The following is a 12,656-nucleotide window of genomic DNA, read 5'->3' as shown; positions in this document are numbered from 1 at the left end:
ACTAAACACCCTTTCGGGTGTTTTTTTGTTTCTGGCGTTCCAACTTTCTTATTTTATCGGACGACCTGTCGCCGCCCGCTTTCCTATCTTGGTGCTAACGGTGCGCCGTGGGCAAAATAGCCTTTAATCCCTGCCAGAATCGACTCCGCCACCTGACGCTGGAACGCTGCCGTACGCAGTTTGCGCTCCTCCTCCAGATTACTGATAAAAGCCGTTTCCACCAGAATGGAAGGAATATCCGGTGCTTTCAACACCGCAAAAGCCGCCTGCTCCACCTTCTTCTTGTGCAGATGATTAATTTTGCCCATATGTCCCAGCACTTCCTTGCCGAACTTCAGGCTGTCGTTAACGGTCAGGCTCTGTACCATATCGAACATAGTGTGATCAAGGTAGCGATCGCCGCTCATGCTGACGCCGCCGATCAGATCCGATTCGTTCTGCGTTTGCGCCAGATAGCGCGCGGCGGTGCTGGTTGCGCCTTTAGTCGACAGCGCGAACACGGAAGAGCCTCGCGCCGCCCGGCTGGTAAAGGCATCGGCATGAATAGAAACAAACAGATCGGCGCGTAATCTGCGCGCTTTTGCCACCCGCACCTTCAACGGAATAAATACGTCGTCGCTGCGTGTCATATGCGCGCGCATATTGGGCTGCTTATCGATTAGCGCTTTCAACCGACGGGCGATTTTCAGCACCACGTCCTTTTCTTTGGTTTTATGCTTGCCGATAGCACCGGTATCTTCGCCGCCGTGACCGGGATCGATCATGATAATAATCGGACGATCCCGCCCCGCTTTGCCGGGCAACGGCGCGGAAGCGGGCTGGCCGCTTTCCAGCTCGCCTTTATTGTAATCCTGCAACAGCGCCAGCAGCGGATCGTCTTCATGGTTATGGCTGCGGTTTCTGGCCGGATAGAGATCCAGCACCAGGCGGTTTTTGATGCCGGCGACCGGATCGAGAGTAAAGACTTTTGGCGTCACGCTCTGCTTCAGCTCCAGCACCAGCCGCACCGTATGGCGATCGAACTGGCCGACGCGCGCGCTTTTAATATAGGGATCGTCGCTGCGCACCAGATGCCCGACCTGATGCAGGGTCTGATTCAGGTGCACGCCGGAGATATCCACCACTATGCGTTCAGGATGACTTAACGCAAACTGTTTATATTTCAGCGGAGTATTGGATTCCAGCGTGACGCGGGAATAGGTTGAAGACGGCCAGATGCGCACGGCCACAATATGGCTGCTTGCCGCCAGTCCCGCTTTGCTGACGCTCAGCAGCAGCGCTGCGCCAGCGCCCTGTAGCCAGCGACGTCGGCCGGGCGAAGGTAAATCAGACATGCCACTCCAGTAAGAAATTGCTGTTTTGTAAAGAAAAATAAAACCAAAAAACCACCAGGCGCAAAACTGTAGCGAATCCTGCTGCCGGTGTCACCCCCAAAAGCCCTTCACGGGCCGCAGCGTTAAGCTACGTTAAAGAGAAGGTTGAAAATTGGCACTTGCGCCCGCGCGATAAAAGAATAAAAATACATTTTTAGCGAATAATAATTCATAGAGGGTTTGCCGTGAAGGAACGGAGTACCGAGCTGGTTCAGGGGTTTCGCCATACCGTGCCCTATATCAATGCCCATCGTGGTAAGACGTTTGTCATTATGCTGGGCGGCGAAGCCATTGAGCATGATAACTTCTCAAGCATCGTTAATGATATTGGCCTTCTGCACAGCCTCGGCATTCGCCTGGTGGTGGTATACGGTGCGAGGCCGCAGATTGACGCCAATCTGGCGGAGCATCAGCTGGAGCCGGTTTATCACAAGCATACCCGCGTCACCGACGCGCAGTCGCTGGAGCTGGTCAAGCAGGCGGCAGGCCGTTTACAGCTGGATATCACCGCGCGCCTGTCGATGAGCCTGAACAACACGCCGCTCCAGGGCGCGCATATCAACGTCGTCAGCGGCAACTTTATTATCGCGCAGCCGCTGGGCGTGGATGACGGCGTGGATTACTGCCACAGCGGCCGTATCCGCCGCATCGATGAAGAGGCTATTCACCGCCAGCTCGACAGCGGCGCTATCGTGCTGCTGGGGCCGGTTGCCGTTTCCGTGACCGGCGAGAGCTTTAACCTGACCTCGGAAGAAGTCGCCACCCAGCTGGCGATCAAGCTGAAGGCGGAAAAAATGATCGGCTTCTGCGCGGAACAGGGCGTGACCGACAGCGAAGGCGCAATTATCTCCGAGCTGTTCCCGAACGAAGCGCAGCAGCGCATTATCGAGCTGGAAGAAGGCCATGACTATCTGTCTGCGACTGTGCGCTTTTTACGCGGCGCGGTGAAGGCCTGCCGCAGCGGCGTGCGCCGCAGCCACCTGATTAGCTATCAGGAGGACGGCACGCTGTTGCAGGAACTGTTCTCGCGTGACGGTATCGGTACGCAGATTGTGATGGAAAGCGCCGAGCAGATCCGCCGCGCCACCATCAACGACATCGGCGGCATCCTTGAGCTGATCCGCCCGCTGGAGCAGCAGGGCATTCTGGTGCGTCGCTCGCGCGAGCAGTTAGAGATCGAAATCGACAAATTTACGATTATCGAGCGGGATAACCTCACCATCGGCTGCGCGGCGCTCTACCCTTTCCCGGAAGAGAAAATCGGCGAGATGGCCTGCGTCGCGGTACACCCGGACTACCGCAGCTCGTCGCGCGGCGAAGCGCTGCTGGAAAGAGTGGCGCTGCAGGCGCGGCAGATGGGGCTGAAAAAGCTGTTTGTGCTGACCACACGCAGCATTCACTGGTTCCAGGAGCGCGGCTTTACGCCGGTCGATATCGAAGAGCTGCCGGAAAGCAAAAAGCAGATGTATAACTACCAGCGCCGCTCAAAGGTGCTGATGGCCGATCTGAGCCATGCGCGGATGGCGTAGCGAAAAAGCTATGTACCTGCCTCCAGGGGACGATTAAATCAGCCGTGGAGGCAGTTGAACTCATCGCAGGTGTGGCGTAATATTTAACCAGTTATGCATTGACGACCCCGTCAATATTCCAGAGCAGGATTTAGCTATGTCGCCGCGTGAGCTTAAAGAAAAACAACATCAGGTCTATGCAGAGCGTATGAAAGCGCTTAACAAAGGCCAGCTTGCTCCTCAACCTTTGAGTGAAAAGCCCTGCTATAGCGCCAGTCGTAAGTCTTCTCGTCGGGCTAACGTTAGCTTTGCATAGTGAAAATAAACCCTCCTCGGGATGGTTATTTTTGTATTAATAATGATTAACTCAACTGCCTGATTTGCCTCACTGACTTTATTTTACTGAGCCCATCCGCTATCGACATCTTTTTTAATTTTTGTTGGTTAACGCTATGGCAGAACTACACATTCCCACTTCTGAGCAGGTTTACCTACTGAATCATGAGCTGATAGCACATGCGAATGAACTACAGGATCCGGTAATTACGGTCGGCGGTCAGGCTGTTTTTTATTGGGCATCTTATTATCAGGAACTTTACCCCGTAACCGAGCAACCAGACGAACGCGCACTTCGCTCTGTGGATATCGATTATGTTTCCAGAAAAAGAAATGTGATCGGTATAGGTAAAGCGCTTAATATCGAACCGAAATTTCAGGAACCTTTTACCCCTCCGTCTATCGCAATTTTTTCACTGATTGATCGAGACACGGCAAAGATAAAAGAGTTTGGCGGACGCCTGTTTTCTAATGCTGATATTCAATATCGTGAAAATATTATCGATATTATAGACAGGCCTTCCGGCTTTCAGCATGACGAGTTCACCGGTGAAAAGCTGCTGTTAAACACAGAACCATTTATAACGCGTCATATAAAATCCGGCGTGCCGGAAAGCCATGATCTGGTCAGAGTGCTTAATCCTGTTGCCTGTATGAGATCGCGTTTCGCTAATATTGCCGAAAAAATCAAGCCCGATACAGAAACTGAAAGCCTTCGGATTAAGAGCCTGATGCTTCCCGTATTCTATTTTTTACTGGATAAGTTCGAGTTTGAGCACTTTCGTCACGCCAGACGCTTTTTAGACAGTTTCATCCAACTTACGCAGCACAGTGCCTGGCGACGTATCCAGACACGTCAGAATATCCCTCTCTATAAAATCCTCGAACAGCTTTATATATTTCTTAGTGCGAACAGAAAAGATTATGAGCTTGACGACAAATTTATCGATCGTGAACTCTGCAAAAAAGCCCGTGAAACCCGGGCTTTGTTTGAACGATTACAAAAAGTTAGCCGAACATCAGGTTAGCATTACCGAGCTGTTTAGTTGCAGAAAGAAGATGTCTGACAGGCATAACGTTGTAATGTCAGATTAAGCAAGTCAGCTATTTTCTCACTTTACCCCGCCAGCCGTTCCACCAGGCCGCTGCGGCGGCGCGTGCGCATCTTCACCGCGCTGTTCAGCACCTGATTATCCGCATACAGCGTCAGGCGTTCTCTGGCGCGGGTGATGGCGGTGTAAACCAGCTCGCGCGTCAGTACCGGCGCGAACTGATTCGGCAGCACCAGCAGCGTATGATCAAACTCCGAGCCCTGTGATTTATGCACGGTCATCGCATAGGCGGTTTCATGCGGCGGCAGGCGGCTGGGCTGCACGGCCCGAATGCTGCCGTCGGGCAGCGGGAAGAACACCTTCAGCGCGCCTTCCGCATCGTTCATCGCAATGCCGATATCACCGTTAAACAGCCCCAGCGCGCTGTCGTTGCGGGCGATCATTACCGGCCTGCCGATATACCATTTGCTGCCCGGCTGGCGCTGGATCAGCCGTTTTTTGTGCAAGGCGGCCTCAATACGCTCATTAAGTCCGAACACGCCAAACGGCCCCTCCCTCAGCGCACACAGCAGCTGAAAGCGGCCAAACGCCTCAATCACCCGGCGAGGTTCCGCCTGGTCGGCAATCTGCTCAAGATAGTCGCGATAGCCTGCCACGCTGGTGTCCAGCAGATGCTGATACTCTGCGCTGCTGCTCAGCGTAAAGCGGGTAATATCAGCAAAATCCGCGTTAAATACTTTTTCAACCTGATGGATATCGCCCGCGTTGACCGCCAGCGCCAGCTGCCCGATGCCCGATGAGGCGTCGAAACGGTAGCTTTTACGCAGCAGGCAAATGCTGTCGCGCACCGCTGGCGCCAGCTTGTCCTCCTGGCCTGCAATCTCGCAGCCGGTCAGGCGCATCAGCATTTCCGCGCGCTGGCTGCTGTAGCCGGACTCCGCGCAGCGGCAGATATCGCCGAGCACCGCGCCCGCTTCCACCGAGGCAAGCTGGTCGCGATCGCCCAGAAAGATCACCCTGGCGTGCGGCGGCAGCGCGGCGATCAGGCTCGCCATCATCGGCAAATCCACCATAGAAGCTTCATCCACCACTAACAGATCCAGATGCAGCGGATTGCCCGCGTGATAGCGCATCCGCTGGCTGCCGGGCACCGCGCCCAGCAGGCGATGCAGCGTGGTGGCCTCGGCAGGAAAACGCTGTTTTTCCGCTTCGCTGACTTCAAGCCGCTGCAACGCTTTGCCCAGGGATTCGGTCAGCCGCGCCGCCGCTTTACCCGTCGGGGCGGCCAGGCGAATACGCAGCGAGCCGGAAGAAAGCTCCAGCAGCGTCGCCAGCAGTTTGGCTACCGTGGTGGTTTTGCCCGTTCCCGGTCCGCCGGAGATCACCGCAATTTGCCGCGTGATCGCCACCGCTGCGGCGATTTTCTGCCAGTTATCCGGCTGCTCGCCAAAATGCCTGTCGAGCGCGCTGCGCAGCCGCTGTTCGTCAAAGGGCGTATGGGCTTCACGCACGATAAACTGCGCCACCTGCCCTTCCGACTGCCACATGCGATGCAGATAGAGCCGCTGCTGATGCAGTACCAGCGGCGTTGCCGTCGTGCCGTCGCCCACGGCCTGCGCCGATGACAGCAGGTGATGCCAGTCCGGCTCGCCAACGGCCTGCCACAGCTGACCGGCCAGCTCAGGATGGCGTCCGCCGAACAGCAGCGCTTCGCTGAGATGCGTCAGCGGCAGGCACACGTGCCCCTCGCCCGCTTCGGCGCTGACGCAGGCCGCAGCCAGCATCAGCGCGGGATGATCGTCGCCCGCCACCATGCGGGCGAACTGCACGTCCAACGGACGCAGCAGTCGCGCCTCACAGGCGGAGAGCAGCAGTTGCGCTATGGCCATAGTTCCTCCTGAAATTCCCCGGCAAACAGCGCGTCGAGCGACTGCACAAAAGCCGCTTCCGGGCAGGTGCGGAAGATGCCGTTTACACGCGCCGTACCGTCCACGCCGCGCAGGAAAAGATAGATAACGCCGCCGAAGTGGCGCTGATAATCGTAGTCAGCCAGACGATGACGCAAATAGCGATGCAGCGCCAGCGTATAAAGCTGATATTGCAGATCGTAACGGTGCGCGCGCATCGCTTCCGCCATCGCTTCCGGCGTGTAGTGCTCGCCCGACTCGCCCAGCCAGTTGGATTTATAATCCAGCAGATAATATTTTCCCTGCCAGCAAAACACCAGATCGATAAAACCTTTCAGCATTCCCTGCACCTGCTGAAAGTTAAGCGGCGGGCAGCCGGCCGACAGCGGATCGTAATGGCGCACCAGCCGATCCAGCTTTTCCGCCATCAGCATTTGTTTGATGGGCAGATAAAATTGCAGCTCCACCTGACGGCTTTCCGCCGGTAGCTGGCTCAGGCTGACGCCGGTTTCATTCAGCGGCGTGGTCAGCACGTTTTCCAGCCACTGTTTCATCACCGGCAGCCAGGCAAGGTCGTGCCCCTGTCCGGCAAGCTGTTCGCTCAGCCAGGCTTCATCCACCGGCTGGGTAAAGTCGAGGTTTTCAAACAGGCCGTGCAGAAAAGTGCCCGGCGCCGCGCCGCGAGGAAAAGTATGCGGCGTCAATTGCGCAGCCTGCTGGCTTTGCGCCTCGCCCGCCGCGTCAACGTCCAGGCGCGGCAGCAGATCCAGCGTGACGGAATGGCCGTGCTGCTGTAGCCCGGAATAGCTGGTCACCCGCCACTCGTCGCGCAGCTTGCGCGCCATCGCTTTGCTGCTGAGCGCGTGTAAGGCGTGCCGCTGCGGCTGCCAGGGAGCGCTTTCCGGCGTCTCCGCCAGCACGGTTTCTACCGCCTCGTTTTGCATTGTAAGCAGCTGCTCGCGTAGCGCGGTGGCGTCAGCCGGTTCGCCCTGCTGCAACAGCCAGCCCAGCGCGCTGCGGTGCAGATCGCTGTTGCCTTCTTTTTTACGGTTGCCTTTGATCAGCGGCGCAACGCCCACGCTACAGTGATGAACGGAGCGCGTCAGCGCCACATAGAGCAGGCGCAGATCCTCGGCCAGCCGCTCCTGTTCGGCCAGCTCAAGGCTTTCCTCGTCCTCGCGCAGATCCAGCAGCGCCTGATAATTCTGTCGATCGTGATAGATGCCCGTGGCCGCTTCGCGATAGTTGGCAACAAACGGCAGCCACACCAGCGGATATTGCAGACCTTTCGATTTATGGATAGTGACGATCTGCACCAGGTGGCGATCGCTCTCCAGCCGCAGCTGCTGACTGGCCGACTGCCCGTTGGGCTGCGCCACTTCCTGCGCCAGCCAGCGCACCAATGCGTGCTCGCTGTCGAGCGACGCGGAAGCTTCCTGCAACAGCTCGCCCAGATGCAGCAGATCGGTCAGGCGGCGCTCGCCGCTTTCCGAAGCCAGCAGGTTTTCCGCAATCTGCCGGTTGACCATCAGCTCGCGCAGCATCGGCAGCACGCCCCGCTTCAGCCAGCGCTGACGATAGTGGTCGAACTCATCCACCAGCGCATCCCATTTGCGCTCGTCCTCGCTCAGATCCTGCAAGGTCGGCGCATCCAGCCCGAAGATGCTGGTAGCGAGCGCGCTGCGCAGAATACGTTCCTGCTCCGGCGCCAGCACCGCCTGAAGCAGCCACAGCATTTCACGCGCTTCCTGGGTGGCGAACACGCTGTCGCGGTTGGAAAGGTAGACCGAGGGAATATTCAGGGCGTTGAGCGCTTCCCGTACCAGCGCGGCTTCGCTGCGGCTGCGCACCAGCACGGTGACGTCCGAAGCCTGCACCGGCCGCAGCTCGTTGCCCTTGCCGATCTGCGCCGTGCCTTGCTGTCCCGCGCTCAGCCAGCGGCAGATATCCGCCGCGCACTGGCGCGCCATAAACTGCTGATATTCCGTCACGCCCACGCCGTCGCCCGGCTGTAGCCAGAAGCGCAGCGCGGGCTGCTCCTTGCCCTCAACGGTAAAGCTCAGCGCGGCGTTGGGCGCGGCTGGCTCAACGCGAATAAAGGGAATTTCGCTGAACAGAAAGGGATCCTGCATGCGGGAAAAGAGCTGGTTAACGCTGTTAACCATCATCGGCGACGAGCGCCAGTTAGTTTCCAGCGTGTAGTGAGCGCTGACTTCCCCACGCGCTTTCATGTAGGTAAAAATATCCGCGCCGCGAAAAGCGTAAATCGCCTGTTTGGGATCGCCAATCAGCAGCAGCGCGTTGTCGGGCTGCTGGCCGTAGATACCGCGGAAAATACGGTACTGCTGCGGGTCGGTATCCTGAAATTCATCAATCAGCGCGACCGGATAGCGGGTTCTGATCGCCTGCGCCAGCGCCTCGCCGCCCGGCTGCCGCAGCGCGCTGTCGAGGCGCTGTAGCAAATCGTCAAACCCCAGCAGCGCGTTCTGGCGCTTCTCTTTCTGGGTTGCCTGGCGGATTTCCTCCAGCGCGGTGGCGATCACTAAATCGCGCAGCGACAGCGGCTCGGCCAGAAAACGGTCGATCTCTTCGAACAGCGGATGCTGCGGCGGCTCGCCCTTTTTGGTTTTTTCATGCAGCACGCGCTGGCCAAAGCGTTCCAGCTCTTTGGGAAACAGATAGTCCAGCGTCTCCGCCATCGCCCACTGGTTCAGCTTGTCCAGCCAGTTAGGTAAGTGCTTACTGCTGTAGCTTCGCTTATCCACGCCCGATTGCGCGATCAGATCGTGCAAATTACCGGCCGCCAGCCAGGCCGCTTTCAGGCCGTCGATCTGCGCGATAATTTTGTCGTGACGTTCGCTAAAGGTTTCCTGCAAATCAAGCGGATATTTCAGCACCGGCGCTTCACCGTTCAGCCAGGGCAGCAGCGTGGTCAGCAGCTGCTCCGGCCCCTGCCACATCTGGGTCATTACCCGCGCTATCGGCAGCGGCAGCGGATAGCAGTAGCGGCGCCAGAAGTCGGCGGCGGCCTGACGGCGCAGCGGAAACTCATCCTCAATCAGCTGCTGCTCAAACAGCATGCCTGACTCAAAGGCGTTCAGGTTCAGCATGCGCTGGCAGAAGCCGTGGATGGTAAAAATCCCGGCGTCGTCCATCTGCCGTTCTGCGGCCAGCAGCTGCGCGGCCGCCTGCGGCAGGTCGTCGATTTCCGTCAGCAGCTGGGCCAGCACGCCGTCAGCCGTATATCCGCGCACGCAGGCGATACGCAGCCGGTGGATGTTTTCACGGATGCGGCCGCGCAGCTCTGCGGTGGCCGCTTCGGTAAAGGTCACCACCAGGATCTCTTCAACCGACAGCGGCCGCCCGAACGACGCTTCGCCGCCCAGCCCCAGCAGCAGACGCAGGTAGAGCAGGCCGATGGTAAAGGTTTTCCCCGTGCCCGCCGAGGCTTCTATCAGCCTTTCGCCTTTCAGCGGCAGCGTCAGGGGATCGAGACGCTGGACCTTCATTTATCGCTTTGCACCGGAAAAGATTGCTGTAGCTTCGACACTTCCTGCCAGGTGGTAAAGCCCGCCAGCTTCGCATAGTCGGCCTTGTCGTGCTGGCTGCCGGAGATCTGCGACAGCAGCGTCAGGCCCTGCGGTTTGCTGACCGCATCGTGGAAAAAGGCCGCCAGCTTCTCTGGCGTCAGCGCCTGAATACGGGCAACCACTTTTTCACGGGTGTCGAAACGGTAGTTCTGCCGGTTGAAATCTTTACTGTAGCGGCCCGCTTCTTCATCCAGCGTTTGCGGACGCTGCTTCAGCTCGTTGATCATTGCCGCCTGATACTGGGCGAAATCCTCTTTGCTCATCTCGCGCAGGCGCTTTTCCGCCGTCGGATAGAACGCCTCAAAGCGCTGCAGCAGATAAGCGGGCTGCTTAACGTTGCTTTGCAGCAGGAAGCCGATGCCCCACTGGCGACCAACCGGCATCTGGAAGGCGAATACCGCATAGCCAAGCTGCTCCTCAGTACGCAGTTGGTTATAGAACCACGGCTGCACAATCTGGCTGAGCATGGCGCTGCTGGCGATGCTGTCGAACTCTTCATAGCCGAGCGGCACGTACAGCGCGGCCAGCGCGGAATCGGTGCTGCTGCCGGCCTGTTGTAAATTGGCGTTTGCCGTTTTATCCACCGTCAGATAATCGCTGTGCCAGCTGCTCTGCCCTTCGCAGTTAAGCTGCGCTTTCAGCGTGGTCGCCAGCGCCTTGACGCTTTCCGGCGTCATATTGCCGACCACCATCAGCTCCGGCGTCGCTTTTTCCAACAGCATACTGCGGTAATTCTTCAGATCGGCCAGCGTAATACCGGCCACCAGCTTACGGCGCTCGCTGCGTTGGGTATAGGGCAGCTGCGACAGCATTTGCACGGGCTGAATAGCCAGCTCGAAGGCCTTCCCTTTTTCGGCGGCGTCCAGACGCTCCAGATACCAGGACTTCGCCTGATCCAGCTGCTGCTGCGTTGGCTGATAGCTGGCGTACTGTTTCAGCAGCGTCTGCATCAGCTCCGGCAGGTGCTGAGTAAAGCCGCTGGCGTTAAAGGTTACGCCGTCGTTTTCGCTGGTGGAGAAGCTGATGCCGCCAACCGAAGCCTGCGAGTTCAGCTCGTCCAGCGCCTGGCCTGCCAGGTAGTCATTCATGCCGAACAGTACCTGATTTTTGGCGGTGCTCATCGCCTCTTTATTCCGCAGCGCCAGCGTGATGTTGGCTTTGGGATCGTCCGCGTAAAAGCGGCTTGGCATATAAAACACGCGCAGGCCCGGCTGGTTAACCAGCGTCTGCGGACGGTCAACCTGCTGCGCCGGTTTAATCAGCGTGAAATCAGACGGGATATAGGGATTCAGCACGGGCAAATCCAGCGAAATAGCCGCGCTTTCCTTCTGCCAGGCGGCAAAACGCTCCGGCGTGATGCGATCGACCTGATAAGGCGCATTAACGAAATAGGCGGTCTTATTGTGCGGCTCGTTCGGGCTGATAAACCAGATCCGGGCGTTCTGCGGCGTCATGCCGTCCAGACGCGCTTTAATCGCCTGCGGATCGTAGCGATCGGCGATATAGGACGCGACCAGCGTGTCGGTAACCGGCACGCGCAGCATGGTATCCACCAGCCATTCGATATAGTCCATGTCACGCGTGATCGACGGATAGCGGAAGTCCAGATCCAGCACGTGCGCCATTTCATCAAAATAGCGTTTGTCGATGCCTTCGTTACGCAGCTTGTTCAGATAGCTGAACACGGCGGCCACCACCCGATCGCGGTTTGCCTGCCCCCGATCGGTCAGCGAAATAGAGATGGAAAAGACGCCGCCGTTGCGATCGATAACCGGATCGGCGCCGGCATCAATAGAATCGGCCAGGCCCTGGCTTTGCAGCCAGTCGGAAAGCGTATTTTTGCTGCGATTGCCGATCAGATAGGCGATTAACGTATCGGTCTTGCTGCGAAACTGGTCGCTGTTATTGTCGATGCGAAACTCGATCCTGACCTGCTTGCGCGGCTGGGCCGGCACGTAGTGGATCACAATGCCTTTCTGCTGGTCCGTCACCACCGGCACGGTAATCGCAGGCACTGCGGCATTGTGGTTCGCCACTCTGCCAAAGGTAGTGGCCGCGATTTTTTGCAGTTCCGCCAGCGGCTTATTGCTGTAAATCACCGCTTTCATAAGGTTGGCCGAATAGTAGCGCTGATAAAAATCCTTCAGCGCATCGTGCAGCTTGCTGTCCGGTTTGTCTTTCAGCGTGTCCAGGTTGCCGCCGGAAAAAAGCGAGCTGGGATGGTCAGGATTCAGCGTTTCCGCGCCGACCTGCGCCATGCGCAAGCCATCGCGCGAGCGCGCCATCGTCAGCTCGGCATTCACCGCGTGGCGCTCGCGATCGGCATTAACCGGATCCAGCAGCGGCTCGGCGATGGCATCCGCCAGCCGATCCACCGCCGGGGCCAGCGCATCGTTTTCCACTTCCAGGTAGAAAGCCGTGCGGTAGGACGCCGTGCTGGCATTGTGGCTGCCGCCGTGCTTTTTCAGGAACTCCGCCAGATTATCCGGCTGCGGATAGCGTTTTGACCCCATCAGCAGCATATGCTCAAGATAGTGCGCCAGACCCTGCTGGTTACGCGGGTTGTCCAGCGAGCCGATGGGCAGCGTCAGCGCCGACAGGGATTTTGTCGCCTGCGGATCGGAAACCAGCAGTACCGTCATGCCGTTGTCGAGTTTGATCGCCTGATACTGGCGCGGATCTTTTTCACTTTTGCGGATAGCTTCAGGGATCGGCTGCCAGCCTGACTGTGCCTGGCTCAGCGGACTCCAGAAGGTAAAAAGCAGAAACAGCGTGGTGAACCAGACTGCATAACGACGCATTCAAACTCCTCGACAATCTAACGTGCTTTCTGCGCCCCCGAAGCGGCGACAGCTAAACGACGACCCTAAAGACTCCGCTGGCCAGGAGC

At 57.9% G+C, this 12,656-nt stretch carries 7 protein-coding genes; 3 read left to right on the top strand and 4 right to left on the bottom strand.

Translation table 11 applies throughout. The features are described 5' to 3' along the window. Window positions 1-83: 83 nt before the first annotated feature. Window positions 84-1,334 carry an N-acetylmuramoyl-L-alanine amidase AmiC gene (gene amiC, locus QZH36_RS09935; RefSeq protein WP_253458789.1) on the bottom strand — a complete coding sequence of 417 codons (1,251 nt, stop codon included), beginning with the start codon at window positions 1,332-1,334 and terminating at the stop codon, window positions 84-86. Window positions 1,335-1,558: 224 nt separating this feature from the next. Here amiC and argA point away from each other — a divergent pair, with 224 nt between their 5' ends. The 3 genes from argA to QZH36_RS09920 all read left to right on the top strand — a co-directional run bounded on the left by argA (window position 1,559) and on the right by QZH36_RS09920 (window position 4,245). Continuing rightward, window positions 1,559-2,902, top strand: coding sequence for an amino-acid N-acetyltransferase (gene argA / locus QZH36_RS09930; protein WP_253458786.1), 1,344 nt, complete (start codon window positions 1,559-1,561; stop codon window positions 2,900-2,902). A 136-nt stretch (window positions 2,903-3,038) separates the two neighbouring features. Next, a complete protein-coding gene (locus tag QZH36_RS09925) occupies window positions 3,039-3,197 on the top strand; it encodes a hypothetical protein (RefSeq protein WP_301252550.1) in 159 nt (52 codons plus the stop codon). Window positions 3,198-3,333: 136 nt separating this feature from the next. Next, window positions 3,334-4,245, top strand: a complete 912-nt coding sequence (locus QZH36_RS09920) for a hypothetical protein (protein ID WP_301730095.1) — start codon at window positions 3,334-3,336, stop codon at window positions 4,243-4,245. A gap of 89 nt (window positions 4,246-4,334) precedes the next feature. Here QZH36_RS09920 and recD read toward each other — a convergent pair whose 3' ends face one another. Genes recD through ptrA form a run of 3 tightly spaced genes read right to left on the bottom strand, consistent with a single transcriptional unit; the run spans window position 4,335 to window position 12,567 of the window. Then, the gene (recD, locus tag QZH36_RS09915) at window positions 4,335-6,158 is read right to left on the bottom strand and encodes an exodeoxyribonuclease V subunit alpha (RefSeq protein ID WP_301730094.1); all 1,824 of its coding nucleotides are present in this window, start codon (window positions 6,156-6,158) and stop codon (window positions 4,335-4,337) included. After that, window positions 6,149-9,685 carry an exodeoxyribonuclease V subunit beta gene (gene recB, locus QZH36_RS09910; protein ID WP_301730093.1) on the bottom strand — a complete coding sequence of 1,179 codons (3,537 nt, stop codon included), beginning with the start codon at window positions 9,683-9,685 and terminating at the stop codon, window positions 6,149-6,151. The genes recD and recB overlap by 10 nt, the downstream gene beginning before the upstream one ends. Further along, window positions 9,682-12,567, bottom strand: coding sequence for a pitrilysin (ptrA, locus tag QZH36_RS09905; protein ID WP_301730092.1), 2,886 nt, complete (start codon window positions 12,565-12,567; stop codon window positions 9,682-9,684). The genes recB and ptrA overlap by 4 nt, the downstream gene beginning before the upstream one ends. Between the last annotated feature and the right edge of the window lie 89 nt (window positions 12,568-12,656).

Origin of the sequence: Erwinia wuhanensis (assembly GCF_030484085.1) — a bacterium.
GTDB lineage: Bacteria > Pseudomonadota > Gammaproteobacteria > Enterobacterales > Enterobacteriaceae > Erwinia > Erwinia aeris.
Note: the sequence above shows the minus strand (reverse complement) of the source record. Positions and strands in the feature narration are given on the sequence as shown.

Bases quoted from the DNA above. Each gene is read 5' to 3' on its own strand.
- recB (WP_301730093.1), bottom strand. From the start codon at position 9,685: ATGAAGGTCCAGCGTCTCGATCCCCTGACGCTGCCGCTGAAAGGCGAA.
- QZH36_RS09925 (WP_301252550.1), top strand. From the start codon at position 3,039: ATGTCGCCGCGTGAGCTTAAAGAAAAACAACATCAGGTCTATGCAGAG.
- QZH36_RS09920 (WP_301730095.1), top strand. From the start codon at position 3,334: ATGGCAGAACTACACATTCCCACTTCTGAGCAGGTTTACCTACTGAAT.
- recD (WP_301730094.1), bottom strand. From the start codon at position 6,158: ATGGCCATAGCGCAACTGCTGCTCTCCGCCTGTGAGGCGCGACTGCTG.
- amiC (WP_253458789.1), bottom strand. From the start codon at position 1,334: ATGTCTGATTTACCTTCGCCCGGCCGACGTCGCTGGCTACAGGGCGCT.
- ptrA (WP_301730092.1), bottom strand. From the start codon at position 12,567: ATGCGTCGTTATGCAGTCTGGTTCACCACGCTGTTTCTGCTTTTTACC.